This is a genomic window from Flavobacterium johnsoniae, assembly GCF_001879205.1.
Taxonomy (GTDB): domain Bacteria; phylum Bacteroidota; class Bacteroidia; order Flavobacteriales; family Flavobacteriaceae; genus Flavobacterium; species Flavobacterium johnsoniae_A.
This window is the reverse complement of sequence record NZ_MLFK01000002.1, coordinates 130,008-155,416: the sequence shown is the minus strand read 5'-3', so window position 1 is coordinate 155,416 and position 25,409 is coordinate 130,008. Positions and strand designations below refer to the sequence as shown.

25 protein-coding genes are annotated in these 25,409 nt (G+C 29.3%); all 25 read left to right on the top strand.

Translation table 11 applies throughout. The annotated features are described in order from the left end of the window. Nucleotides 1–65: 65 nt before the first annotated feature. The 25 genes from rfbA to BKM63_RS02875 all read left to right on the top strand — a co-directional run bounded on the left by rfbA (nucleotide 66) and on the right by BKM63_RS02875 (nucleotide 25,409). Complete coding sequence (gene rfbA / locus BKM63_RS02995; RefSeq protein WP_071635194.1) at nucleotides 66–950, top strand: glucose-1-phosphate thymidylyltransferase RfbA; 885 nt, start codon at nucleotides 66–68, stop codon at nucleotides 948–950. A gap of 82 nt (nucleotides 951–1,032) precedes the next feature. After that, nucleotides 1,033–3,000 (top strand): polysaccharide biosynthesis protein, encoded by a 1,968-nt coding sequence (locus BKM63_RS02990; protein ID WP_071635193.1) that lies wholly within the window; start codon nucleotides 1,033–1,035, stop codon nucleotides 2,998–3,000. A 168-nt stretch (nucleotides 3,001–3,168) separates the two neighbouring features. Next, nucleotides 3,169–4,035: an ABC transporter permease gene (locus tag BKM63_RS02985; protein ID WP_071635192.1), complete on the top strand. Its 867-nt coding sequence runs from the start codon at nucleotides 3,169–3,171 to the stop codon at nucleotides 4,033–4,035. A 45-nt stretch (nucleotides 4,036–4,080) separates the two neighbouring features. Beyond that, nucleotides 4,081–5,355: an ABC transporter ATP-binding protein gene (locus BKM63_RS02980; protein ID WP_071635191.1), complete on the top strand. Its 1,275-nt coding sequence runs from the start codon at nucleotides 4,081–4,083 to the stop codon at nucleotides 5,353–5,355. A gap of 1 nt (nucleotide 5,356) precedes the next feature. Continuing rightward, nucleotides 5,357–6,049 carry a WbqC family protein gene (locus BKM63_RS02975; protein WP_071635565.1) on the top strand — a complete coding sequence of 231 codons (693 nt, stop codon included), beginning with the start codon at nucleotides 5,357–5,359 and terminating at the stop codon, nucleotides 6,047–6,049. 70 nt (nucleotides 6,050–6,119) lie between these two features. After that, entirely contained in the window at nucleotides 6,120–6,749 is a 630-nt protein-coding gene (locus BKM63_RS02970) for an acetyltransferase (protein ID WP_071635190.1), read from the top strand. Further along, nucleotides 6,749–7,876, top strand: coding sequence for a dTDP-4-amino-4,6-dideoxygalactose transaminase (gene rffA / locus BKM63_RS02965; RefSeq protein WP_071635189.1), 1,128 nt, complete (start codon nucleotides 6,749–6,751; stop codon nucleotides 7,874–7,876). Before BKM63_RS02970 ends, rffA begins: the two co-directional genes overlap by 1 nt. Then, nucleotides 7,869–9,035, top strand: coding sequence for a glycosyltransferase family 1 protein (locus BKM63_RS02960; RefSeq protein WP_071635188.1), 1,167 nt, complete (start codon nucleotides 7,869–7,871; stop codon nucleotides 9,033–9,035). Before rffA ends, BKM63_RS02960 begins: the two co-directional genes overlap by 8 nt. A 96-nt stretch (nucleotides 9,036–9,131) precedes the next feature. Continuing rightward, entirely contained in the window at nucleotides 9,132–9,452 is a 321-nt protein-coding gene (locus tag BKM63_RS23410) for a glycosyltransferase family 2 protein (RefSeq protein ID WP_347511954.1), read from the top strand. 911 nt (nucleotides 9,453–10,363) lie between these two features. Beyond that, complete coding sequence (locus tag BKM63_RS02950; protein ID WP_123907039.1) at nucleotides 10,364–11,518, top strand: glycosyltransferase family 4 protein; 1,155 nt, start codon at nucleotides 10,364–10,366, stop codon at nucleotides 11,516–11,518. A gap of 15 nt (nucleotides 11,519–11,533) precedes the next feature. After that, entirely contained in the window at nucleotides 11,534–12,457 is a 924-nt protein-coding gene (locus BKM63_RS02945) for a glycosyltransferase family 2 protein (protein ID WP_071635185.1), read from the top strand. Nucleotides 12,458–12,486: 29 nt separating this feature from the next. Then, a complete protein-coding gene (locus BKM63_RS24030; protein WP_071635184.1) occupies nucleotides 12,487–12,921 on the top strand; it encodes a glycosyltransferase in 435 nt (144 codons plus the stop codon). Nucleotides 12,922–12,932: 11 nt separating this feature from the next. After that, the gene (locus BKM63_RS24025; protein WP_071635183.1) at nucleotides 12,933–13,346 is read left to right on the top strand and encodes a hypothetical protein; all 414 of its coding nucleotides are present in this window, start codon (nucleotides 12,933–12,935) and stop codon (nucleotides 13,344–13,346) included. After that, complete coding sequence (locus BKM63_RS02930) at nucleotides 13,339–14,262, top strand: glycosyltransferase family 2 protein (protein ID WP_071635182.1); 924 nt, start codon at nucleotides 13,339–13,341, stop codon at nucleotides 14,260–14,262. Before BKM63_RS24025 ends, BKM63_RS02930 begins: the two co-directional genes overlap by 8 nt. Then, nucleotides 14,259–15,149 (top strand): glycosyltransferase family 2 protein, encoded by an 891-nt coding sequence (locus BKM63_RS02925; protein WP_071635181.1) that lies wholly within the window; start codon nucleotides 14,259–14,261, stop codon nucleotides 15,147–15,149. Before BKM63_RS02930 ends, BKM63_RS02925 begins: the two co-directional genes overlap by 4 nt. Nucleotides 15,150–15,194: 45 nt before the next feature. Next, a complete protein-coding gene (locus BKM63_RS02920) occupies nucleotides 15,195–15,452 on the top strand; it encodes a hypothetical protein (RefSeq protein WP_071635180.1) in 258 nt (85 codons plus the stop codon). After that, complete coding sequence (locus BKM63_RS02915) at nucleotides 15,436–16,461, top strand: glycosyltransferase family 2 protein (protein WP_071635179.1); 1,026 nt, start codon at nucleotides 15,436–15,438, stop codon at nucleotides 16,459–16,461. Before BKM63_RS02920 ends, BKM63_RS02915 begins: the two co-directional genes overlap by 17 nt. Before the next feature lie 5 nt (nucleotides 16,462–16,466). Further along, on the top strand, nucleotides 16,467–17,594 hold the full coding sequence (locus tag BKM63_RS02910; protein WP_071635178.1) for a glycosyltransferase family 4 protein: 1,128 nt from the start codon (nucleotides 16,467–16,469) through the stop codon (nucleotides 17,592–17,594). Beyond that, nucleotides 17,591–18,565 (top strand): acyltransferase family protein, encoded by a 975-nt coding sequence (locus tag BKM63_RS02905; RefSeq protein WP_071635177.1) that lies wholly within the window; start codon nucleotides 17,591–17,593, stop codon nucleotides 18,563–18,565. Before BKM63_RS02910 ends, BKM63_RS02905 begins: the two co-directional genes overlap by 4 nt. Nucleotides 18,566–18,644: 79 nt before the next feature. Further along, nucleotides 18,645–19,661, top strand: coding sequence for an N-acetylneuraminate synthase family protein (locus BKM63_RS02900; RefSeq protein WP_071635176.1), 1,017 nt, complete (start codon nucleotides 18,645–18,647; stop codon nucleotides 19,659–19,661). Next, the gene (gene neuC / locus BKM63_RS02895) at nucleotides 19,658–20,818 is read left to right on the top strand and encodes a UDP-N-acetylglucosamine 2-epimerase (RefSeq protein ID WP_071635175.1); all 1,161 of its coding nucleotides are present in this window, start codon (nucleotides 19,658–19,660) and stop codon (nucleotides 20,816–20,818) included. Before BKM63_RS02900 ends, neuC begins: the two co-directional genes overlap by 4 nt. Continuing rightward, nucleotides 20,818–21,516 carry a cytidylyltransferase domain-containing protein gene (locus BKM63_RS02890; protein WP_071635174.1) on the top strand — a complete coding sequence of 233 codons (699 nt, stop codon included), beginning with the start codon at nucleotides 20,818–20,820 and terminating at the stop codon, nucleotides 21,514–21,516. The genes neuC and BKM63_RS02890 overlap by 1 nt, the downstream gene beginning before the upstream one ends. A gap of 177 nt (nucleotides 21,517–21,693) precedes the next feature. Further along, a complete protein-coding gene (locus BKM63_RS02885; RefSeq protein ID WP_071635173.1) occupies nucleotides 21,694–23,127 on the top strand; it encodes an MBOAT family O-acyltransferase in 1,434 nt (477 codons plus the stop codon). Continuing rightward, nucleotides 23,127–24,011 carry a hypothetical protein gene (locus tag BKM63_RS02880; RefSeq protein WP_071635172.1) on the top strand — a complete coding sequence of 295 codons (885 nt, stop codon included), beginning with the start codon at nucleotides 23,127–23,129 and terminating at the stop codon, nucleotides 24,009–24,011. Before BKM63_RS02885 ends, BKM63_RS02880 begins: the two co-directional genes overlap by 1 nt. Further along, the gene (locus BKM63_RS02875) at nucleotides 24,012–25,409 is read left to right on the top strand and encodes a hypothetical protein (protein WP_071635171.1); all 1,398 of its coding nucleotides are present in this window, start codon (nucleotides 24,012–24,014) and stop codon (nucleotides 25,407–25,409) included.

Genomic DNA, 25,409 nt, shown 5'->3' with positions numbered 1-25,409 from the left:
TCCGAATTTAAATTTCAGACATATTTGTTTAAGAAATTTAAATCTAAGATCTAAAATTAAGATTTATGAAAGGAATTATTTTAGCCGGAGGTTCTGGTACGAGATTACATCCGTTAACTTTGGCAATGAGTAAACAAATGATGCCAGTTTATGATAAACCAATGATTTATTATCCGTTATCAACCTTAATGATGGCAGGTATCAATGAAATATTAATTATCTCTACTCCACATGACTTACCTAATTTTAAAAAATTATTAGGAGACGGATCTTCTTTAGGTTGTAAATTTAGTTATGCGGAGCAGGCAATTCCAAATGGTTTAGCACAAGCATTCGTAATAGGTGAGGAATTTATTGGTAATGATGATGTTGCATTAATACTTGGAGATAACATTTTTTTTGGGTCTAATATGCGAGAATTATTAAAAGCTAATACAAAGCCAAATGGAGGTGTAGTTTTTGCTTACCATGTTTCTGATCCGGAACGTTATGGTGTTGTTGAATTTGATGATAACCTAAATGCAATTTCTATTGAAGAAAAGCCTGAAGAACCAAAATCTAATTTTGCAGTACCGGGATTATATTTTTATGATAACTCCGTTGTTGAAATTGCAAAAAATATTAAACCTAGTTCTCGTGGGGAATATGAAATTACTGATGTCAATAAGGTATATTTAGAAAGAAAAATTTTAAAAGTTGGAATTCTAAGCAGAGGTACAGCATGGTTAGACACAGGGACTTTTAATAGTTTAATGCAAGCGGGCCAGTTTGTCCAGGTTCTAGAAGAAAGGCAGGGTTTAAAAGTAGGTTGTATTGAAGAAATAGCTTGGAGACAAGGATTTATTAATGATGAACAATTGGAAAATTTGGCATTACCTTTAGTTAAATCTGGTTATGGGACATATTTAATAGAATTTTTAAAACAAAAGAGAAAAGGATCCAAAGTTTAATTTTCATATGAAATAAATTTTTAAACCTTTAATTTGTATTTTTGTAAGACAGACTAAGTTTACAAAACTAAATCAAACCAAATTGGATACAGATAATCAAACCAAAATATCGTCTCTATTATATAATTCCTTGTCGCCAAGGAATTTAAGGGCAAATATTAATAACCTTAGTTATTTGCCTAGATGGATCATTGTGGCAATTGACGTGATGGTTTTAATTTTTTCATTTACTTTCACCTATATGCTTTTCGAAGGGACAGCATTAGGATATATTGTTACTTCGCATCAATTCTATTACGTGGCAAGTTTACTTTTTGTAAACATATTTTTCTTTTGGCTATTTAGAACCTATTCAGGAATTATTAGGCATTCATCTTATATTGATGCTATAAAACTGCTGTTTTCTCAAATGTCAGTTTTAGTTTTTTTCTTGTTTTTTAATTTAGTTTTTGAATTATATACTGGGCATAAAGCATTTTTAAACACTGCGCTTTTTATTAATCTTGTTTTGTCATTTTGTGGTTTGTTCCTATATCGAGTGATTGTAAAGCAGACTTTTGAAATGTATTTTTCAGAAAAAACCAACTCAAAATTAATTCGTACTGTAATTTACGGAACAGATGCAAATGCAATTTCTGTTGCAAATGCTTTAAAATTTGAAACTCCATCTCGTTTTAAAATTGTTGGTTTTGTAGATAAAAATAATCAAAATGCATCTAAGCGTATGTTAGATTTGCCAATTTTGATTTTGCGAAAAAAACTTCCTGCTTTAATGCGTTCAGTTGCCGCAGAAGGTGTTATTATTGCTGACAAGAGTTTGACAAAAGATGAACAATTAATCATCGTTGATCAATGTCTTGAATTTAATTATAGAGTTTATACAGTTCCTTTAATTTCAGATTGGGAGAATCAAAAAGAGATTTCTCAAAAAGTAAAGAATATACAGATTGAAGATTTATTAGAAAGAAAACCTATCGTTTTAGATAGTAAATCTATTTCGAAGCAGTTAAAAGATAAAACAGTCCTCATTACAGGTGCTGCTGGTTCCATTGGAAGTGAAATAGTAAGACAGGTTCTTGGTTTTAATCCAAAAACGGTTATTATTTTAGATCATGCCGAAACTCCATTACATAATTTATGTCTGGAAACTCTTAGTATGAATTGTACAGCTAAAATTGTAGCTGTAATTGCCGATGTTAAAAGTAAAAAAGCTTTAGAAAAAGTTTTTAAAAATTATAATCCGCATGTTGTTTATCACGCAGCAGCTTACAAGCATGTTCCATTAATGGAAGAAAATCCTTCACAGGCTATTTTAACAAATATTAAAGGAACAAAAAATCTAGCCGATTTATCTTGTAAATACCATGTCAAAAAATTTGTAATGGTATCAACTGATAAAGCTGTGAACCCAAGTAATGTTATGGGAGCCAGTAAAAGGATAGCTGAAAAATACGTGCAGTCTTTATCTTTGAAAAATCAAAAGGAAAATATTCCAGGTGTAACGAAATTCATTACAACTCGTTTCGGAAATGTTTTAGGTTCGAATGGATCTGTAGTACCTTTGTTTACCAAACAAATTGCAGAAGGCGGACCAGTTACAATTACGCATCAGGATATCATTAGGTACTTTATGACTATCCCGGAAGCCTGTCAATTGGTATTAGAAGCTGGAGCAATGGGTAATGGTGGTGAAATCTATATTTTTGATATGGGTAAACCAGTTAGAATAATTGATTTGGCTAAGAAAATGATCAAACTTGCTGGGTTTATTCCAGACAAGGAGATTAAAATAAAGATTGTAGGTTTGAGACCTGGTGAAAAATTATACGAAGAATTGCTAAATGATACTTCTAAAACGTTACCTACTTATCATAATAAAATTATGATTGCTCAGGAAATTCAAGATGAATATGAAGATTTACATATTGATATTGATGAGTTAATTGGAATTGCAGACTTTTATGAAAATGATGATATTGTCGCAAAAATGAAGAAAATAGTGCCTGAATTTAAAAGTATGAATTCTGCTTTTGAAATTTTAGACAAATAGATTTTTAAAGTGACATAAAAACTTATTATTGACTAAAAGGTGTTTTTTTTATAAAACGCCTTTTTGCATTTTAGGAATTTAGTAAGAGGGTAAAAATCCTGTTAATTTCTGATTTTAGGTTGTTTTTCAGTCTTTTAGATTTATAAAAATACATTTATAAAAATTTTAATGAACAATACAAATACCTCGAGTGACTGGCTATTCGAAATAAGACCAAAAAATAAATTTTTATCACTTAATCTCAAAGAGATTTGGCAGTATAGAGATCTGTTAATGTTATTTGTAAAAAGGGACGTAATTACAGTATATAAGCAAACGATTTTAGGACCACTTTGGTACTTAATACAGCCATTATTTACTTCTGTAACTTTTACTATAATATTTAATAATGTTGCTGGAATTAAAACAGGTACTGTTCCACCTTTTCTTTTTAATTTGGCTGGTATTACAGTTTGGAACTATTTTACTGCTTGTCTTACTGGAACTTCTGATACTTTTAGGGCAAATGCAAGTATCTTCGGAAAAGTTTATTTTCCAAGAATCATTACACCTCTCGCAGTTGTAATTTCTAACTTAATTAAGTTTGGAATACAATTTTTGATATTTATTGCATTCTACATTTTTTATTATTTCAGCGGTTATGATTTAAGTTTGAACGGATCTGTGTTATTTTTCCCCATCTTGATAATCATAATGGGGATTTTAGGACTAGGACTCGGAATGTTAATTTCATCAATGGTAACTAAATACCGTGATTTAAATAATTTAATTGGATTTGGAATACAATTACTGATGTATTTATCAGCAGTTATGTATCCAATGGAATTGGTTAAAAGTAAATTGCCTTCTTACGGATGGATTGTAGAATATAATCCACTTGCCTATATCATTGAAACATCGAGATATATGCTTTTAGATATTGGAGAAATTTCAATTTTAGGATTAACTTATACTATTGGATTAACAATTACTATTTTTTTTATAGGACTATTAATTTTTAATAAAACAGAAAAAAGTTTCATCGATACTGTATAAAACTAATTTAACTATCACTTTTTTTATCTCAAATCTATTTTTAAGTTGAAAGACATTATTTTAAAAGCCGAAAATATCTCTAAACAATATCGTTTAGGCCAAGTAGGAACCGGAACTTTGAGCCATGATTTAAATCGTTGGTGGCATCAAATTCGTGGTAAAGAGAATCCGTATTTAAAAATTGGTGATACAAATGACCGCTCTACTAAAGGAACTTCTGATTATGTGTGGGCATTACAGGATATTAATTTTGAAGTTCAACGTGGGGAAGTTTTGGGTATAATTGGTAAGAATGGTGCTGGAAAGTCGACACTTCTAAAAATACTTTCAAAAGTTACGGCTCCAACAACCGGAATAATAAAGTCTCGTGGGAGAATAGCATCTTTATTGGAAGTAGGAACTGGTTTTAATGGTGAAATGACTGGTCGGGAAAATATCTTTTTAAACGGTGCCATTCTAGGAATGACCAAAAAGGAAATATCTTCAAAGCTTGATGAAATTATTGAATTTTCCGGATGTGAACGTTATATTGACACTCCTGTAAAAAGATATAGCTCTGGAATGACTGTTCGACTGGCTTTTGCTGTTGCGGCATTTTTAGAGCCTGAGATTTTGGTTATTGATGAAGTATTGGCAGTAGGCGATGCAGAATTTCAGAAAAAGGCAATTGGAAAAATGCAGGATATATCAAGAGGTCAAGGAAGAACAGTTTTGTTTGTAAGTCATAACATGGCGGCAATAGAAACACTTTGTACTAGAGTTATAAGTATGAATAATGGAAGTGTTTTTGGAGATGGCAGTCCAACTCAAATAATATCTGAATATTTGCAAAGTAATTCTTTTTCTGAAAGGATAATTAATTTTGATAATGCAGATAAAGCCAAAGGGAACGACAATATTAAAATTCTGTATGCCGCAATCGAAAATGCATCCGCTTCGGATAAAAGTCAGGTTATTGATGTGACATCAGCAGTCGACTTTAGAATGAAAATCATAAATAAAACCGATAAGCAACGAATTTCTATAGGATACGATTTGCTAACTATAAAAGGCGATGTTGTATTTGGTTCAGGAGGTAAATTTGATTGTAAGATTGGAGAACTTACTGATATTAGTTGTCGAATTCCGGCAAATTTTTTAAACGACGATGTATATCAAATTTATTGTTACTTCCACACAAATGAAATGAAAGACTTATTTAGTGATGAGGAATTATTAACATTTGAAGTAAAAGATGTTAAAAGAGAATCTGGTTATTTAGGCAAAGTAAATGGTTTTATTAGGCCTTCGTTGTCTTGGAGCCAGAATAATGAAGCTTAAAATGAAGAAAATTGTTATTACACAATCTAACTATATCCCTTGGAAAGGTTATTTTGATGCCATTGCTTTATCAGATGAATTTGTTATATATGATGATATGCAGTTTACCAAAAGAGATTGGAGAAATAGAAACATTATTAAAACATCTAATGGTAATAAATGGCTGACAATTCCTGTTGAAGTGAAAGGTAAATATTTTCAAAAAATAAATGAAACTAAAATTTCAGATAAAAAATGGAATATAGACCATTGGAATAGTATTAAAGCCAATTACTCTAAATCTAAAAATTTTATAGATTTTAAAGATTTTTTTGAAGAATTGTACCTTAATTCCACATCACTTTATTTAACAGAAATAAATTTTAGATTTATTTCTTCAATTTGCGAAATATTAAAAATAGAATCAAATATTAAATTTTCTTCTGAATTTAAACTAAAAGAAGAACGTTCAGAAAGATTAGCAGATATTTGTTTAAATTTAAATGGAACAGATTATTATTCAGGCCCCGCCGCTAAGTCCTATATGAATGAACAAGTATTTATTGAAGCGGGCATAAAAGTTCATTATTTTGATTATTCAGGTTATCCAGAATATCAGCAGCTACATGGCAAATTTGAACATTATGTGTCAGTTTTGGATTTAATTTTTTGTGAGGGAAAAAATGCAGTTAATTTCTTTAAATTCAGTGTTTGAATTAGTATTCTTATTTAACATTATCCAATATAAAAATCCTTTCAGAATCAAAAAAAACTGAACAATTAATATGAAAACATTAGCCATCATTGGTTCAGGAGATTTAGGACAGCAACTGTCCCGTTATGCTCTGTCTGATCTTCATTATAGTAATGTGGTATTTTTTGATGACTTTTCTAAAGAAAAAATAGTAAACAATATTCCAGTGATAGGTAAAACGAAAGATATTGAAGAAGCTTTTGAATTGAAAAAATTTGATGAGTTGTTAATTGGTATTGGCTATAAACATTTGGCAGAAAAGAAAATAATATTCGAAAAATTTCAGGCAAAAATCCCTTTTGGTAAAATTATACATTCAACAGCTTTGATAGATTCAACAGCAATAGTAGAAAAAGGCACAGTAATTTATCCTGGTTGTATTATTGATGCTCAAGCAGTCATTAAAGAAAATGTAGTTTTAAATATTGGCTGTACAATCGCACACGATACCATTATAGGAAGTCATTCTTTTTTATCGCCAAGAGTTGCAGTTGCAGGGTTTACAACAATCAAAGAGCAATGTTTTTTAGGAATTAATTCGACAATAATAGATAATATTAATATTACAGCTAAAACCCAAATAGGAGCCGGATCACTGGTCATAAAATCTATTGATAAAAAAGGTTTATATATAGGCAGTCCAGTACGATTTATAAGATAATGATAAATTTTAACAAACCATATTTAACAGGCAAAGAAACACAGTATATTGAGGATGCAGTAGCTTCCGGAAAAATATCAGGAAACGGAAAGTATACACAATTATGTCAGCAGTTTTTTGAACAGAAGTATGGTTTCGGAAAATGTTTGTTAACAACATCTTGTACAGATGCATTAGAAATGGCTGCTATTTTAATAAATATTGAGCCCGGTGATGAAGTTATAATTCCTTCATATACTTTTGTTTCTACCTCGAATGCGTTTGTGCTAAGAGGAGCAAAGATCATTTTTGCTGATTCAAGTGAAGAGAATCCAAATATAGACACCACTAAATTGGAAGCTTTAATTACACCTAGAACCAAAGCTATAGTTCCAGTACACTATGCAGGTATGGCTTGCGATATGGATACTATAATGGAATTGGCTAATCGATACAATTTATTTGTTATAGAAGATGCCGCTCAAGCTGTAGACAGTTTTTACACGGGAAAAAACGGTATAAAAAAAGCTCTAGGAACGATAGGGCATTTAGCTGCTTTTTCGTTTCATGAAACCAAAAATATTATTTCGGGAGAAGGCGGAATGTTAGCCATTAATGATATGCAATTTGCTAACCGTGCTGAGATTATATGGGAAAAGGGAACTAATCGTTCTGCTTTTTTTAGAGGCGAAGTGAACAAGTATAGCTGGGTAGATATTGGATCCTCATTTTTACCATCTGAAGTTATTGCAGCATTCCTTTGGGCGCAAATAAAGCAGTTAAATAAGATACAGGAAAGAAGAAAAGCAATTTGGGAACAGTATTATGAGCGTTTAAATAATACCAACAGTAATTTTAAATTGCCACAAATACCAAATTATGCGACAAACAATGCTCATATGTTTTATTTGGTTTTTGAATCTCTGGAAAAAAGGAATGAATATGTTTTTCGTCTGAAAAAAAATGGAATTCAAGCTGTTTTTCATTATTTAAGCTTGCACAGAAGTGAATATTATTTAAAATATAACAAAGCTTTGGAACTAAGATGGTCAGATTATTACTCAGAAAGATTACTACGTCTGCCTTTATATTTTGAATTAACGAATACTGATGTAATAAAAATTTGTAATGAAATAATAAATGAATAAGATTGAAGTATTATTTGTAGTTCAGGTGTTTTATAGAGCTGGAGCAGAAAGATTTGCTTATGAAATCGATTCAGCACTTGATAAAAGCAAATTCAATTTAACTATTTTGTGTCTTGAAGAAAAAGAATCAATATCTGCTAATTGGAAAGAACGTTATTATGAAAGCAGACATGAAGCTCTAGGGACAAAAATAAATTTTATAGATCCATTTTTAGAAAATAAAAATATATCAATATGGGAAATGATTTTCCATAAAATCACAAGGAGAAAATTTAAAAGAAAGAAAAGCAAATACAATTCGTCGTTGTTTTCTTATCTAAATGAATTTGAAATAATTCATTGGATGGGCGAATATACTTTTATACATAGTGTGCCAGAAAATATCAAAAAGAAAAGTTTGATTCATTCTATGAGCGCTAAGTTTCAAGATGCTCGTTTATATGACTTATATGATTTTGATTATCCCTATCATTTTATTTCAGGGTTTAAACAGGAAGATGGTGAATATAGTCAGTTTAAAAATATTAAGCACACTTTTTTTCCTCTATTAATGAAAATCAATGTAAAGGAAAAGAAATGGAATTTCAATGAAAAATCAGTAAAGAAAATTGGAATATTTACACGATTAAACAAAAACAAACCTTTAGATCCTTTTTTTTATGCTTTTCAATTGTTACTTGATAAAATGCCAAATGTTGAATTACATGTATTTGGAAACGGCGATCCCATAATAGAAGAAATGACAGGATACTTAGAACGATTAGGAATTACAGAAAAAGTTTTTTTTCGGGGACATCAGGAAGATATCTTAGAGACAACTATTAATGAAAATATAGATTTGTCGTGGTTTCAAGGATATAATAATGATAGACCAGCTGGATATGCTGGTTTTGATATTTGTACTACAGGAACCCCATTGATTTGTTGGGATTTTTTTGCGAAGCCATTCAATCCATACAATGAGATTTATCCACATTTTAAGAACTTAAATAATTTTGTGGATTTTAGTATTGAAATATTAAATGATAAGCAAAAAGCAGAATCATTATCAATGTCTCAGTTTAAGGATGTTTTACAAACAAGAAATATTGATAAATATATTTCTGTTTTAGAAAATTCATATATTAATTCGTCCAAAAAGAATTTAGAAAATGGATAATTTAATTTCCATAATTGTTCCCTGTTACAATCAAGCCCAATATTTGGATGAAGCTTACAATCTGTATTTGATCAAACCTGTAGAAATCGGGAATGTATTATTGTTAATGATGGCAGCTCAGATAATACCGAGGAAGTAGCCGAGAACTGGATTATAAAAGATTCGCGTTTTAAATACATTTATAAAGAAAATGGTGGTTTAAGTAGTGCTAGAAATGCTGGATTGGATGTTGCAAAAGGTAATTATATTCAGTTTTTAGACGCTGATGATTGTTTGGATTCTCAGAAAATAAGTAAATCACTTGCTTCCATAAAATACCATTTATTATTCAATATTATCATTACTCATTTTAAAATGTTTAAAGATTATCCTAAAGATTGGTTAACCAGTCATGGTCAATTAATCAAGATTGTCTAGAATATAATCAGATATTATATGGGTGGGATTTTAGATTTAATATTCCGATACATTGTGGTTTGTTAAGTAGTGCTTTATTTTTAGATTTTCGTTTTCCAACAGATTTGAAAGCGAAAGAAGATTGGTTAATGTGGTTATTTTTTTTCAAAAAAATGTTCATGCAGTTTTTATTGATGAAATATTAGCTTACTATCGTAGTCATGATAATAATATGACTAAAAGTTTTTCCCATATGTTAGAATATACAATATCTGCCTTAGATAACTTAGAAAGTATTATATTCCTAAAGAAGATTATAAGCTTTATTTACTCTATTATATCCGTAGAAGAATGCTGAATGAAGAGAATTCAAGATTATTAATAGAGAGATTAGAAGAAAGAGTTATTAAGTCAAACAAGAGTATTGGTAATAAAATTGAAAAAAAATTAGAAACTTTCAGATAATTTAATTATGAAGAGATCACATGTTTAATGTCAAAGAAAATCTGAAAAAAAATAAGAGATGAAATTTCAAAGATCGTAGTTAGTGTCATTATCCCTATTTCTACCCATTTCCTTTTGAAAACAAAAAGGATCTTAAAAATTATAAAAAGTATATATATACCGAATCCTATACAGTTCATTTATGGCATTCATCGTGGATCGAATTTTCGGAGTTTTATTATTTTAGAAACTCAGAATATTTGCTAGGATTCAAAAAAGCATTCAATAAAGTAAGTAAAGAAAAAAATAGATTTTAAATATATACGGAAAATAGCATCTGCAATAAAAGAGTCCTACATAAAAAAGAGATAATTTGTTCTTACTACAGTTTAGAATTGTAAAAAAAATATTAGGAACAGAAAGCAACGTTTTAAAAAAAAATAGAAAACTAAAGAGTGAATAATAAATCTAAAATAAGATTGTTTTTTTTGAAAGTAAAGGCATTGCTGAAACTTATTTCTTTCATAGTTTTCGAATTGAATAAAATTAAAAGAGCTAAAGTTATTTTCTTCTTTCCTTATTATCATACTGGCGGAGCAGAAAAAGTACATTTAAATATTGTTAAAGCGGTAAATGAAGTTGAAAATTATATCTTTTTTACTGACAGATCTTACTCAGAGGGTTTTAAAAAACAATTTTTTAAATATGCAAATGGTTATGAAGTATATGATTTTCTAAATAGAAATTATCTTGTAAAAAAAATATTTACCAAAGTTTTGATAAGTAAAATTAATAGCTGTCAAAATTTAAAATCAGTTTTTGGTTGTCATTCATTGTTTTATTATGAACTAATACCTCATTTGAACGAAACAATTAAAAAATATGATCTTACCCATGCATTCATTAAGCCAGACAAAGGAGGCATTGAAATTTTCAGCTTACCATATGTCAAAAATTTAGATAAAAGGATCGTAATTAATTTCAAAACAAAGGAGGATTACATGGATTTATATAAATCTAAAAGTTTGTCCAAGTTCGATGAAAGAATTCAAATTATTCCTAATGGTATAGAAACTTTGGAAGAAAGTCATAATGTCAAAGAATCTAATATTTTTTACGTTGGATTTGTTGGTCGGTGGGCTAAAGAAAAAAGACCTGAGATGTTTTTAGAAATCGCAAATAATATGAAATTGTATTATCCTAATATTCGATTTGTTATGGCTGGTCCTAATTTTGAAGAAAACGAAAAAGCTATTAAAAATGCGGGTATAATCAATTTAGGAGAAATTAAAGATGAAAATATTTTGAAGGAATGGTATAGTAAGATAAATATTCTTTTGATAACTTCTTATAGAGAAGGATTTCCAATGGTAATTATGGAGTCAATGATGTATGGAGTAATTCCTATTTCTACTAATGTAGGCAGCATTAGTGAGCATTTAATGGATAATTTTAATGGTTTTTTGATTGAAAATGAATTAGTTCTTAAGGATATTGAAAATAAATTTATTGAAAAAATAATTTATTTGTATCAAAATGATGAAGAGCGACTATTGCTTTCAAACAATGCAAAAGAATATGGAGTAAATAAATTTGGAATTGAAAATTTTAGAGAAAAATATAAATCATTATTACTTGATTAAATCAAAATATAAAAGATGTCAATGCAAAACCCCAAAGTATCGATTATAATACCATGCTACAATCAGGACAAATTTATTAATGAAACTCTGCTATCTGTCTACAACCAGACTTATAGTAATTGGGAATGTATAATTGTTAATGATGGGAGTACTGATAAAACAGAAGAAATCGCCAGATCATGGGAAATTAAAGACAGTCGATTCAAATATTTTTATAAAAAGAATAGCGGTGTAAGCAGTACAAGAAATTTTGGTATTTTAAAAGCTTCAGGAATTTATATTCAATTTTTAGATTCAGATGATCTTTTAGATGATAAAAAAATAGAGTTTTCTGTAAATGAAATGCTTAAATCTGTTGAAGGAAATACACAATTAGTGATTTCAAACTTTAAAATGATATCTTCTGATTCTAAAGAAATTTTACCAGCTTTTTGTCAGCTCAATGAAGCATCATTTACGTTTGATAATTTTTTGTATAATCTATTTTCAATTCAATTACAATGTGGCTTTTTTGATATAAAATTATTTCAGAGCATAAAATTTTCAGAAAATTTATCAGCCCAAGAAGATTGGATTGTGTGGATTAAAATTTTTAAAAACAATCCTAATTATCGTTTTATAGACTTGCCATTAGCGTATTATAGGATTAATCCGTCTGGAAGGATGAATACAATTGGCGCAGATGATAATCAAATTAAAATTCTAGATTCGTTAAAAGAAATATTGACTTACGATCAATACCATAAGTTTTCAGTTGATTTAATAACACGACATTTTAATTCGGCTAAATTGTTTCGCAATAACTTGAGCGCAATTAAAAAATCAAACAGTTATCAGTTTGGATTAATAATGAAAAAAATATTCAAAAAAATTGGAATGCTAAGATTGGGAGAAAAAATTTTTAAGAAATTTTTACAATTCAAAACTAAAAATAAGTAATCTTTAAATCTTTCGTAAACCAGAAAAATATGATTTCGATAATTATCTGCTCTAGAAATATACATCTTTACGATAAAGTATATAAAAGCATTCAAGAAACCATTGGAATACTAGACTATGAAATTATAAGGATTGATAATTCGATAGAGAATTTATCAATTACGAAAGCTTACAATAAAGGAATTCAAAAATCAAAATACGAATATTTGCTGTTTGTCCATGAAGATGTCATTTTTCATACCCTGAATTGGGGACAGATAGTTATTAATACATTTGAATCAAATTTAAAATTAGGATTAATTGGAGTTGCAGGCGCAAAATATAAAAGTAAATATCCTAGCGCATTTTGGCATACAAAAGAAGAACTTTTGAACATGAATTTGATTCAACACTATCCTTATAAGCCGTCAAGATATGTTAAATTGGGTTTTAGAGAAAGAAATGAAGAAAATGTCGCAGAATAGATGGTGTTTTTATGGCTTTAAAAAAAAGCACAGCAGTTGAGTTTAATGAAAGAATTTCTGGTTTTCATTGTTATGATTTAGGTATTAGTATTGATGTCTTAGATAAAGGATATCAGATTATAGTTTCTGATCAAATTCTAATAGAACATTTTTCTAATGGGAATACAAACTTAGATTTTATAAAAGGAATTATTAAATTTCATGATTTATACAAAAGTAAACTCCCAAAAGGAGTTTTTAACAAAAACAGTCATTTAGAATCATTAGCACTAAAAAAATTTCTAGAATTATGTCTTTATTATAAAAATGTACCTTTTAAACTTTGGATACTTAACATACTTAATAGGCCTTTTGATATATTAAATTACAAGATATTGAAATTAAAAATGTATAAATTAAAAACTAAATTTAGATTTGATGTCTAAAGTTTCTATAATATTACCAAGCTATAATCATGGTGAATTTTTATTGGAGAGATTGAATAGTATTCTTAATCAAACCTACAAAGAATGGGAAGCGATTATAATTGATGATCAATCTAAAGATAACAGTACACAGATAATTTCAGACTTTTTGAAGCAAAATACTGATTTTAAAGTGAAGCATTATATTATAAACGATAAAAACTCAGGAAGCGGTTATTTCTCATGGAAAAAAGGAATTGAATTGGCCAACACAGAATATGTTTGGATTGCAGAGACTGATGATTTTTGTGAACCAAAATTTCTAGAAGAACTAGTTACGATTTTAGATTCTAATAAAGAAACTGCTTTAGCTTTTTGCTCAAGCAATTATGTCGAAAATAATAGAACTATTTACGATTCAACCAAAAGAACACAAGATTTAGCTGTTGAAAAAAATGCTTTTAAAATTATTGATGGAAAGATTTTTTTTGAACGTATGCCTTTTGATACTTATATAACGAATGGGAGTTCTGTGGTCTTTAGAAAACCAAAGTTTTCCATTCCAGCAATAGTTTTTGATAATAGATTATGCTCGGATATTTTTCTTTGGTCATATTTACTTCAAAATAGCTCTTTTGCATTTTTAAATAAAAACTTGAATTTTTTTCGAAGACATGAAGGGTCGACATCATCTTTTTTATTGAAACATAAATTAGAAGGGGTTTATCATGAAAGAGCAAATTATTTGAACTTTTTTGGACAGACAGAGAAATATGAGCATTTTATAAATCATTACATAAAAAATTATATTTGGACTCATAAAGATAATTTTTTAAATACTTCAAGTATTCAAAAGATTCAAATAGATAAAAATCTTAAAGCTTTATATTTTTATAAATTGATTCAATTTTTTGTTTCAAAACTCCTAAAAAAATGATTTCCCCTTTAATAACAGTCATTATCACGACATATAATAGAAAAGAATATCTGGAAACAGCAATTCAATCAGTAGTAAATCAATCTTATTTAAATATTGAAATTTTGATAATAGATGATGGTTCAGTGAATCATTATGCTCAGAATATTTGTTCTAAATTTTCTAATTGCACTTATTATTTCAAAATAAATGGTGGTTTATCATCGGCAAGAAATTTTGGCATAAAACAAGCCAAAGGAGACTTTATTGCATTTTTAGATGATGATGATTTTTGGGATAAGTTAAAAATTGAAAAACAGGTTAAAGTTCTAATGGAAAATCCTTTAGTTGATTGTGTTCATTCATCTGCAGCAGTAGTGAATGAAAAGGGAGAACTTACTGGAAATATTATAGGAGCAGCACAGAATAAAATAAATAAACGATCTGGATATGTCTTTTGGAATGCATTAGGCTGCTGGGTAGTGAAGTCTCCAACTCCTTTAATTAGAAAAGAGGTCTTCCAGTCAGATCTATTATTTGATGAAAGTATAATGGTGGGTGAAGACATAGACTTCTACCAAAGAATGTTTTATAGACATAAAGTATATTACATTAATGAACCCTTGGCGTTTTATAGAGAATATCTAGATGGAGCACGATTATCAGTTCAGAGAAAAAAGTATATTGGTATTGAGAAAAAAATGTATGAGAATTTTAAAAGAATGAGGATAAAAAATCCCTTTGTTTTATACTGGATTCGTGTAAAATTATTAATCAGCGCTTTAAATACGAGAAATGAGTTGATGGAAAATCCTCTGAGAATAAAGAAAATTAATTTATACCTTAGACCTCTTTATTTTCTAAATACATGTTTTAATGAAAATAATACTTCTTTAAAGAACTCCTGACAAGATAATACATATTTATCTTCTTTTAAATAATTTTTAAAATAAATGAAAACAATACTTATAACCGGAAGTGCCGGGAATGTAGGAAGTGATATTGAAATTGCTGTTTTAGATTTGGAACAAAAAAATATTACCATTACAAATTCTAAATCACAAATTATTTACTTACCTGCTCTTGAAGAAGGAGATATGTTAAGAAGATGTCCTGACACTACAAAAATGAAAACTCTTTTAGGGAGAGAATCAATTTCTTTAGAAAATGGAATTAAAAAACTAGTAGAGCATTATGAGAATAGGAATTAATCCTGAAAAGGAAAATAAAAACCTTATAATTGAAAATTATCATAGGGTAATAATTCCTGTTTATATTCCTCATTTCGAAGGATATTTTGAAGAATCATTTGAGGTGTTTAAGTTATGTTTACAATCCCTATTAAAAACGATACATACAAAAACACGAATTACAATTTATAATAATGATTGCCATCCCTTAGTAAAAGAATTTATTGATACGGAATTTGAGAAATCAATTTATATTGATCAGGTTTTTCATTCCAAGGAGAATTTAGGAAAAATAAATGCTATTTTGGCGGCATCTAAAGGCAATTTAGAGCCTTTGATTACTATTACAGATGCTGATGTTTTATTTAAACAAGGATGGCAGACCGCAGTTGAAGATGTGTTTGTTAATTTTCCAGAAGCAGGAATGGTAAGTCCTGTGCCTAGCAGTAAAGCTTTAACAAATAATACTTCAAGTACATGGTTTTATGGTTTTTTTAAAGGTAAACTGAGATTTGAAAATGTGCTTGATCCTGAAGCAATGCATAAATTTGATGTGAGTTTAGGAAATAAAGAATTAATGTATAAACCTATTCATCTAGAAAAATATTTAGTTTTAAAAAATAAAACTAATTCTGCGAGAGCTGTAATGGGATGCGGTCATTTTGTAGCTACACTTAAGAGAGATGTTTTTGATAAAGGCACTAATGAGCCGGCATTTATAAAAATAGTAGGTGGCGTAGAGGCAAAATTCATAGATACACCAAATGATAATCTTGGTTATTTAAGGCTTGCAACAAGGGAGAATTTTGCTTTTCATATGGGAAATAAAAAAGAGAAGTGGATGAATGATGTTTGTTCTGACTTAATTCAGGAAACTTCTAATGGCATTGACATTAATGATATAAAAGATAAAAAAATAGGCTTTCTTTCAAGAAAAATAGGTTCATTGTTTTTACGTTTAGTTAATAATAAAAAAACAAGAACATTTATGCTAAAAAGAATAGGCTTAACAAACCCTTTAAATTATTAAAATAAGTGGAAAATGTTTTTGTTGATTGTAAAGTCATTTTGATTTCTCAAGTGCCACTGCCTTTTTCAAAAATTGGAAGTTGGCCTACTTTATACGCTAATTATCTGAGAAGTAATCATAAAATAGATTACATTGTTTGCAGTAAACCTGATAACCTATATAATGGTATAAATTATAGTTTTGTAAATTTTACACTTTGGAACAAATTACAGCATAAAATTTTTAAAAGAAAAAATACAGAATATTTTCAGGCACTAAGTAAGTTAATTATGCCGAGTGAAAAGTATATTATCCAAATTGTTGACAATTATGGAATAGTGAAGCCTTTAAAAAAATATCTTATTTCAAAAGGCATTGACAAACAATGTTATATTCAATTCTTTTATCATGGGTATTTTCCACATATTAAACAAGACTCAGTAAAAGATTTTTATGAAATAGTCAATGAATTAATTGTACTTACAAATGATAGCTATATGGAGCACAAAAAACAGATTACTGTTTTGCCAAGTTATTTTTCGGTTCTGCATAATGGTATTGATACTAAAAAATTCGCTAAAATTAGTTTTGATCAGAAAATAACATTAAAACGGCAAATGGGATTTGATGGTAAAAAAGTTTTTATATGGTGTTCTCAAGATAGACCTAAAAAAGGATTACATTTAATTTTAGATGTTTGGAATAGACTTTATACTCCTCAAAAAAATATTGTTTTGTTAGTTATTGGTTGTAATTCGGAGATAAAAATAGACGGAGTTGTTTTTTTGGGTAAAATTAAAAATGACGAACTTCCAAAATATTATCAAGTTTCAGATTGTTATCTTTTTCCAACATTATGGCAGGAGGGTTTTGGTCTTAGTTTAATCGAGGCTTTACATTGTGGCAATTATTGTATTGCTTCTGCTTTAGGTGGTGTTCCGGAAGTTTTACAATATGGGAAGTTGGGAAAATTAATTCAAAGACCTCATTTTGTATCAGAATGGGAAGTTGCAATAAATGATTTTTTAGAAGGAGAATTTGAAACATATGAATTTTCCTCTGATTTATATTCTATGGAAAAATGGAATACCCAGATGAACATTATTATAAAAAACGCAAAATTTAGGATAGAAAATAACTTGTTAGAATTATGAGGGTAGAACAGTTAACTTTTACCCGATTTTTAGCGGCAGTTTCAATTGTTATATTTCACTATGGTCAGAAAAGTTTTTTATTTAACAATAAATATGTAGATTTTATTTTTCTTAATGCAGATGTATTTGTAAGTTACTTTTTTATTTTGTCTGGTTTTGTGATGATAATAGCCTATTCAAATCAGTCGCTTATTTCGAATAAAGAATACTATTTAAATAGATTTACAAGAATCTATCCATTATATTTTTTGGCAATCCTAGTGATGTTTATTCTGCAAATTCGCTCAGAAAATTTGGATTTTTCAGGTTTAGTTTTAAATATCTTAATGGTTCAATCTTGGGTTCCAGACAAAAGTTTGACGATTAACCCGCCTGGCTGGTCATTATCTGTAGAGTTTATTTTTTATTTAATTTTTCCTTTCCTGTTCAATACGTTATTTAAAAACATAAAACTAAAAAAGCTTTCTCTCTATATTATTTTATTCTGGATTTTTAGCCAAATAATATATCATTTGTTTTTTGATAATGAATTTCTCCTTTTAGATCGTAATCCTATAATGCATTTAAATGAATTTTTAATAGGAAATTTGGCAGGATTGTTTTTTATAAAGTATTTAAAAGATAAAAAGGCAAATTATGATTTTTTTATTTTATTACTGTCTGGATTAATCGCTTTAGCGTTAAGGTTTCCAATGGAAATGCACTATCACAATGGTTTGCTGGCAGTTTTTTTCATACCATTAATCATTTTACTATCTATTAATATTGGTAGTTTAACAAGATTGTTTAAGAAAAAAGCATTTGTTTTTTTAGGAGAAATCAGTTACGGAATTTACATATTGCAGCATCCAATTTATTCTATAGTAAGTGCTTATAGTATTAATAAATATTTTAAGATTATTGACCCAACAGTCGTTTTTCTTATAAGGTTTATTCTATTGATTGTAGTTCTATTTTATATATTTTGGTAGAAAAACCACTTCGAAACAAAATGAAGTCTAAAAAGAATTTCTTTTTAGCAAAATCAAATTTAAATAATAAAAGTATAACATGTATTTGAAAGAACCTACGCCTTATATAATAGCAGAAATTGGTCAGGCCCATGATGGTAGTCTAGGAATGTTGTATTCTTATATTGATGCTGTAGCACAAACTGGTGCCAACGCAGTAAAATTTCAAATGCATATTGCAGAAGCCGAAAGCAGCGAGTTTGAGCCTTTTAGAGTTAAGTTTTCTTTAGAAGATAACACTCGTTTTGACTATTGGAAAAGAATGGGCTTTTCGCTAGATCAATGGAAAGGAATAAAAAAACACTGTGATACAATCGGACTTGATTTTATATGTTCTCCGTTTAGTAATATGGCTGTAGACTGGTTAGAAGAAATTGGAATTAGCTGTTATAAAATTGGGTCAGGCGAAGTCAATAATTTTCTAATTTTAGAAAAAATAGCCAGGACAGGTAAACCAGTAATTATATCATCTGGCATGAGTTCATATACCGAATTGGATGAAACAGTCACTTTTTTAAAAGAAAGAAATGTTAGCTTTTCAATTTTGCAATGTATGACTGCTTATCCTACACAGCCGGAACAGTATGGTTTTAATATTATTTCAGAATTAAAAATGCGTTATGATGTTCCGGTTGGTTTTTCAGATCACTCTGCAAAAAAAGAAACTTGCATAGCTGCAACGGCATTAGGCGCTTCTATTTTAGAATTTCATGTGGTTTTTGACAGAGGGCTTTTTGGCCCGGATTCAAAAGCTTCATTGACATTATATGAAGCTAAAGAATTAATAGAAGGAGTTAGAAATATTTCTAAATCATTGTTGCATCCGGTTAATAAAAACAATGTTGATTCTGTATTATCTTTGAAACAAATTTTTGAAAAATCTTTAGCTGTTAATAAAAACTTACCAAAAGGTCATATTCTAAGCTTCGAAGATTTAGAAGCAAAAAAACCAACAGGATATGGTATTAAAACCAGCAATTATAAAGATATAATTGGGAGACCTCTTAAATCTGATATGAAACAATGGGACTTTTTAAATGAAGAAGATTTAGCATGAACCAAATAAGAAAAATTGCTGTCGTTGTTACAGCGCGCCCTTCATACAGTCGTGTCAAGACTGTCTTAGAAGCTGTCAATAAACATCCTGATTTAGAATTGCAATTAGTAGTTGCTGCATCTGCACTTTTAGATAGATATGGCTCTGCGGTTAATTATATAGAAAAAGATGGTTTTAATATTGCGGCAAAAGTTTTTAATGTTCTGGAGGGCGAAAATTTAGCCGCAGCTGCCAAAACAACAGGAATAGGTATTTTAGAATTATCTAGTGTTTTTGATAATCTAAAACCTGATATTGTAGTTACAATTGCCGATAGATTTGAAACAATGGCTACAGCTATTGCTGCTTCTTATATGAATATTCCTCTGGCACATATTCAAGGAGGTGAGGTAACAGGAAATATTGATGAGAAGGTACGTCATGCAATTACAAAATTAGCTGATTATCATTTTGTTGCTTCTGAAAATGCAAAAGAGCGTGTAATTAAATTAGGAGAAGACCCTTCAATGGTATTTAATACAGGTTGTCCATCGATTGATTTAGCAACGACTATTAATGAAACGGAAAAACTTTTATTTGATCCATATGAGAAATACGGTGGTGTAGGAGCAAAACCGGATCTTTCAAAAGGATATCTTGTTGTAATGCAGCATCCAGTAACAACAGAATATAAAGATTCGCGTAAACATATTGAAGTAACTCTTGAAGCCATTTATAAATTAGATATTCCCACACTTTGGTTTTGGCCAAATGTAGACGCTGGTGCAGATGGAACATCAACAGGAATACGTGCTTTTAGAGAAAAACATCAATTACCTAACGTTCATTTTTTTAAGAATATGGAGGGAATAGATTTCTTACATTTATTGAATCATAGTTTGTGCTTAATTGGAAATTCAAGTGTTGGTATTAGAGAATGTGCCTTTCTAGGAGTTCCAGTTGTAAATATTGGGTCTAGACAAAATAAAAGAGACAGGGGAGGTAATAGCATTGATGTTGATTATTGTCAAGAGAAAATTGAATCTGCAATATTAAATTCTATTAATAATGGAAAATTTGCTTCTTCATCTATTTACGGAAATGGAAGTGCTGGTAATGAAATTGCTGACTTATTACAGGAATTACCTTTGCAGTTTCATAAAACAATTACTTACTAATGAGGATTTTAGGTTTGATTCCTGCTCGAGGAGGTTCAAAGGGAGTTCCAGGTAAAAATATTAAGCTGTTAAATGATAAACCATTATTGGCTTATACTTCAGAAATAGCTCTGCAGTCAAAAAAACTTACAGAGTTGATTATCTCGACAGAGAACCATGAAATTATTGAAACAGCAAAAAAATTAGGAATAAAAGCACCATTTATCAGGCCAATGAACTTGGCAGAAGATACAACACCAACAATTGATACAATCATTCATGCATTAGAATGGTACCAATTTAATGATATTTATTTTGATGCTGTTTGTCTTTTGCAGGTAACTTGCCCTTTTAGAACAGTTGATTTTTTAGACAAGGCTATTGAAAATTTTATAGAGAAGGATGCGGATTCTTTGGTCTCAGTACTCAAAGTGCCACATATATATAATCCGCATTGGACATTTGAAATGAATGATAAAGGAAATTTGAAAATTGCTACAGGAGAAACAGAAATCATTAGTCGACGACAAGAACTTCCAACTACTTATCACAGAGATGGAAATATTTACATAACAAAGACAAAAGTTCTTTTGGAGAATAAATCTTTGTATGGAGAAAGTATTGCTTTTATAGAGTCAGACCCTGAATTTTACATCAATATTGATACATTGGAAGATTGGGAAAAGGCTGAAGAGATTGTTCGTGGGAAATTTAAATAATTATTTTTAGTTTAATTGATTTGATAGTTTAAATTATTAACCCTTTTAAAACAATATAAAATTAAAACAATGCATTAATGTTTTATATAATAAATTCGAATAGAAATTAAAAACTTCTTTTTAAGGGAAAAAATCTTTTCTTTGTTGCTTTCAAAACAATTTTTTTTTTAACACTATATGTTTTTTAATTCCATAGCGTTTGCTATTTTTCTGCCAATTGTTTTTCTATTATATTGGTTTGTTTTTAATAAAAACAAAAGCACGCAGAATGCTTTATTAATTATTGCCAGTTACTATTTTTATTCTTGTTGGGATTGGCGTTTTCTTTTTTTATTGGTTTTCTCAACTTTTTTAGATTATTACACCGGAATTCAAATTGAAAAAGGAAAATCAGAAAACAGCAGAAAATTTTGGTTTTGGCTAAGTATATTGGTCAATCTGGGTTTTCTGGGGATCTTTAAATACTATAACTTTTTTGCAGCTTCATTCTCCGACTTATTAACTTCTGTGGGATTAAAAGCAAGTCCAATTTTACTGAATGTTGTGCTTCCTGTCGGAATCTCATTCTATACATTTCATGGATTGTCGTATGTTATAGATATTTATTATAAACGAATTAGGGCCGAATATAATTTTGTTGATTATTCATTGTTTGTCAGCTATTTTCCTCTTTTAGTTGCCGGGCCAATCGAGCGAGCAACTCATTTATTGCCACAGGTAAAAATAAAACGTGAATTTAACTTTCAAACGGCGAAAGATGGAGTGTGTCAAATAATATGGGGTTTAGTTAAAAAAGTAGTTATTGCAGATACTTGTGCCACTTACGCCAATGCAATTTTCGATAATTATACTTCAATGAATTCTTTTTCATTAATTATGGGAGCGGTTTATTTCGCCTTTCAAATTTATGGTGACTTTTCAGGTTATTCAGATATAGCTCTGGGAGTTTCAAAATTGTTTGGGATAGATTTATTACGCAATTTTAATTATCCTTATTTTTCAAGAGATATTGCCGAGTTTTGGCGTCGTTGGCATATATCACTTTCTTCATGGTTTCGCGATTATTTATATATTCCGTTAGGAGGAAGCAAAGGCGGACTTTGGATGAAAATTAGAAATACATTTATCATTTTTGTTGTAAGTGGGTTTTGGCATGGAGCCAATTGGACCTATATCGCCTGGGGATTTATCAATGCTGTTTATTTCCTGCCTTTACTTCTTTCAAACAGCAACAGAAATAATATAAATGAGATAGTGCTAAAACGAAATTTCGATTCTGTAAAAACAATTCTAAGTATATTTTTAACCTTTATAATTACTTGTGTTGCCTGGGTATTTTTTAGGGCACGCACAATTTCAGATGCGTTATTGTATCTTAAACGTATTATCACTACTAAGGATTTTAGTTTTCAATATTTAGCTAACGAACGCTATAGTTATGAACTCCTTTTATTGATTGGAATATTTGTTTTAATCGAATGGAATAACCGTAGTAAAATAGAGCCGCTTTCTGGAAAATGGTCAACACTCAAAACAGCCTTGGCAATTTTAGCGATTATGGCGTTTGGAACATTTTCAGATTATAAGGAATTTATATATTTTCAGTTTTAATGAAGAAGTTTTTAATTTATATAGCAAAAATTGTTGCAATAACTATTTTAACAGCATTTGTACTAGATGGTTTGTATACGTTTATTTTTACGCATTCTAATAATCGCGGAAAAATTGAAAAGGTTTTTAATTCCAATGCTCAAAAATATGATGTTGTTATTTTAGGGTCGTCAAGAGCAAACAACCACTTTGTGGCACAAATGTTTGAAGACAAAGGGCTAAAAACATTCAACTACGGAATGAGTGGCGGTCATTTATTTGAAGCTTCATTAATGCTGAAATTAATGATCGAAAGAAAATACGAAATAAAAAATGTCATTCTAGAAGCCGATTTGAATTTGTCAAACGAGCATCAGGCCGAAGGGATTTCCGCTAGATTCCTGCCTTATATTCATAACTCAGAAGTTATCAAAGATCATTTTTCAAATGAAGCTGATTTTAATGAACTTTACTATATTCCATTTTACAGATATATTAAATATGATGGTAAAATAGGATTCAGAGAAGCTTTTTTTATTTCTGTCGATAGAAAAACAAATGCTTTAGATAATTTAGGCTATTATCCTTTAGAAAAACATAAAAATGGCAATATGAAAAATAATATTGTCAATTTAAACCCATTAAAACACAATAAATATTACGAAGAAATTAAAGAGCTTTGTAAAGCTAATCAAATCAATTTTATAGCTCTTATGACCCCAATATGCGAAAATACTAAAGGGATGAATTATTTTGATAAAGTAAAAAAAGCCTATCCGGAAATTCATAATTACGAAAATGTAGTGATCGAAGATAAATATTTTTCGTCTTGCGGGCATATGAACGATGCGGGAGCTAGAGTTTTTACAGCAAAAATATTAAATGACTTTTTTTCCAAAAACTAAATGAAGAAAGAGAAAGTGTTATTGCTGTTTCCAGATGGAGTTGGAATTAGAAATTATCTATATTCTAACGTGTTCAATAATTCAAAACAAGATTTAGTTTTGTTTCATAACTTTGATCCTGAGACTATAACGGCTATTAAGCAATACACTCATTTTGATGAAGAAATTACAATTCCTGGCTACAAGGAATCTGTAAAAGAAAAGTTTTTAAGAGAGTTAATTTGTCTTTCCAGATTAAGATATAATAATTCGAAAGTCAACAATCCGTCTTTATTGAGTAATTGGAATTGGAACCAAAAAACAATTTCTAATAAGATCTTTTATAAAACGATCGAAGTTTTAAGTCTGCTTTTTAAAAGCTATTCCAGTATACTAGGATTAGAAAAAAAATATCAGAAAGCTATTCGGCAAAACTCTTTTTATGTTCAGGTTAAAGATGTTATGAAGAAAACAGATTCTAAAGCTATTTTTTGTTCACATCAAAGAGCATTAAAAGCGGCAACAATATTTGCTGCAGCGGAAGATCTGGGGATTTCTTCATCAACTGTAATTTATTCCTGGGATAATCTGCCTAAAGCACGTTTGGCTTTACGAGCTGATAATTATTTCGTTTGGTCAGAATATATGAAAGAGGAATTGAAATTATATTATCCTGAAATTTCTCCAGACCAAATTCAAGTTACCGGAACTCCACAATTTGAGTTTTATCAGGACCAGCAAAATATAATTGAAAAAGAGACTTTTTACAAAAGATATAATTTAGATTTAAATAAAAAAATAATCTGTTTTTCAGGGGATGACGTTAAAACATCTCCAGATGATCCGAGTTATCTAAAAGATATTGCCGATGCAATTTTAAAAGCAAATTTACAAGATGAGTACCAAATATTGTTAAGAAGATGTCCTGTTGATTTTTCAGGAAGATTTGATGCGGTTACAAATAAATATAAAGATTTAATTAAAGAGGCTTCGCCATTATGGTATTTTAATACTTCGAAAGAATGGAACTCTATTTATCCCTCATTTGATGATGTTGAATTACTGGTAAGCACTGCTTTTTATTCAGAAATTGTAGTGAATGTTGGTTCAACTATGGCTTTTGATTTTGGAATGTTTAATAAACCATGTGTGTTTATTAATTATGACCAGCAAAATCAAACGAATAAAAACTGGTCAGTAAAAACAATTTATCAGTTTCAGCATTTTAAAAGCATGCCAAACCATAATTCTGTAATTTGGCTTAATAATAAAGAAGAAATCATAAGTAAGGTCATAAATAAAGAAGATGCACATTCAATGCAAAATCTCAAAGAATGGTTCGAGGTTGTAAATGGCAATAATGAGAATACTGCATCATCTAAAATTGCAAAAGTTTTAGAAAGTAAAACAGAAAAATAA

Excerpts from the sequence above, each read along its gene's own strand:
- BKM63_RS02975 (WP_071635565.1), top strand. The coding sequence starts at position 5,357 with ATGAAGAAAATTGTTATTACACAATCTAACTATATCCCTTGGAAAGGT.
- BKM63_RS02945 (WP_071635185.1), top strand. The coding sequence starts at position 11,534 with ATGTCAATGCAAAACCCCAAAGTATCGATTATAATACCATGCTACAAT.
- BKM63_RS02970 (WP_071635190.1), top strand. The coding sequence starts at position 6,120 with ATGAAAACATTAGCCATCATTGGTTCAGGAGATTTAGGACAGCAACTG.
- BKM63_RS02985 (WP_071635192.1), top strand. The coding sequence starts at position 3,169 with ATGAACAATACAAATACCTCGAGTGACTGGCTATTCGAAATAAGACCA.
- BKM63_RS02915 (WP_071635179.1), top strand. The coding sequence starts at position 15,436 with ATGAGAATAGGAATTAATCCTGAAAAGGAAAATAAAAACCTTATAATT.
- BKM63_RS02880 (WP_071635172.1), top strand. The coding sequence starts at position 23,127 with ATGAAGAAGTTTTTAATTTATATAGCAAAAATTGTTGCAATAACTATT.
- BKM63_RS24030 (WP_071635184.1), top strand. The coding sequence starts at position 12,487 with ATGATTTCGATAATTATCTGCTCTAGAAATATACATCTTTACGATAAA.
- BKM63_RS02930 (WP_071635182.1), top strand. The coding sequence starts at position 13,339 with ATGTCTAAAGTTTCTATAATATTACCAAGCTATAATCATGGTGAATTT.
- BKM63_RS02905 (WP_071635177.1), top strand. The coding sequence starts at position 17,591 with ATGAGGGTAGAACAGTTAACTTTTACCCGATTTTTAGCGGCAGTTTCA.
- BKM63_RS02960 (WP_071635188.1), top strand. The coding sequence starts at position 7,869 with ATGAATAAGATTGAAGTATTATTTGTAGTTCAGGTGTTTTATAGAGCT.
- BKM63_RS02890 (WP_071635174.1), top strand. The coding sequence starts at position 20,818 with ATGAGGATTTTAGGTTTGATTCCTGCTCGAGGAGGTTCAAAGGGAGTT.
- rfbA (WP_071635194.1), top strand. The coding sequence starts at position 66 with ATGAAAGGAATTATTTTAGCCGGAGGTTCTGGTACGAGATTACATCCG.
- BKM63_RS02885 (WP_071635173.1), top strand. The coding sequence starts at position 21,694 with ATGTTTTTTAATTCCATAGCGTTTGCTATTTTTCTGCCAATTGTTTTT.
- BKM63_RS02920 (WP_071635180.1), top strand. The coding sequence starts at position 15,195 with ATGAAAACAATACTTATAACCGGAAGTGCCGGGAATGTAGGAAGTGAT.
- BKM63_RS02875 (WP_071635171.1), top strand. The coding sequence starts at position 24,012 with ATGAAGAAAGAGAAAGTGTTATTGCTGTTTCCAGATGGAGTTGGAATT.
- neuC (WP_071635175.1), top strand. The coding sequence starts at position 19,658 with ATGAACCAAATAAGAAAAATTGCTGTCGTTGTTACAGCGCGCCCTTCA.
- BKM63_RS02925 (WP_071635181.1), top strand. The coding sequence starts at position 14,259 with ATGATTTCCCCTTTAATAACAGTCATTATCACGACATATAATAGAAAA.
- BKM63_RS24025 (WP_071635183.1), top strand. The coding sequence starts at position 12,933 with ATGGCTTTAAAAAAAAGCACAGCAGTTGAGTTTAATGAAAGAATTTCT.
- BKM63_RS02900 (WP_071635176.1), top strand. The coding sequence starts at position 18,645 with ATGTATTTGAAAGAACCTACGCCTTATATAATAGCAGAAATTGGTCAG.
- rffA (WP_071635189.1), top strand. The coding sequence starts at position 6,749 with ATGATAAATTTTAACAAACCATATTTAACAGGCAAAGAAACACAGTAT.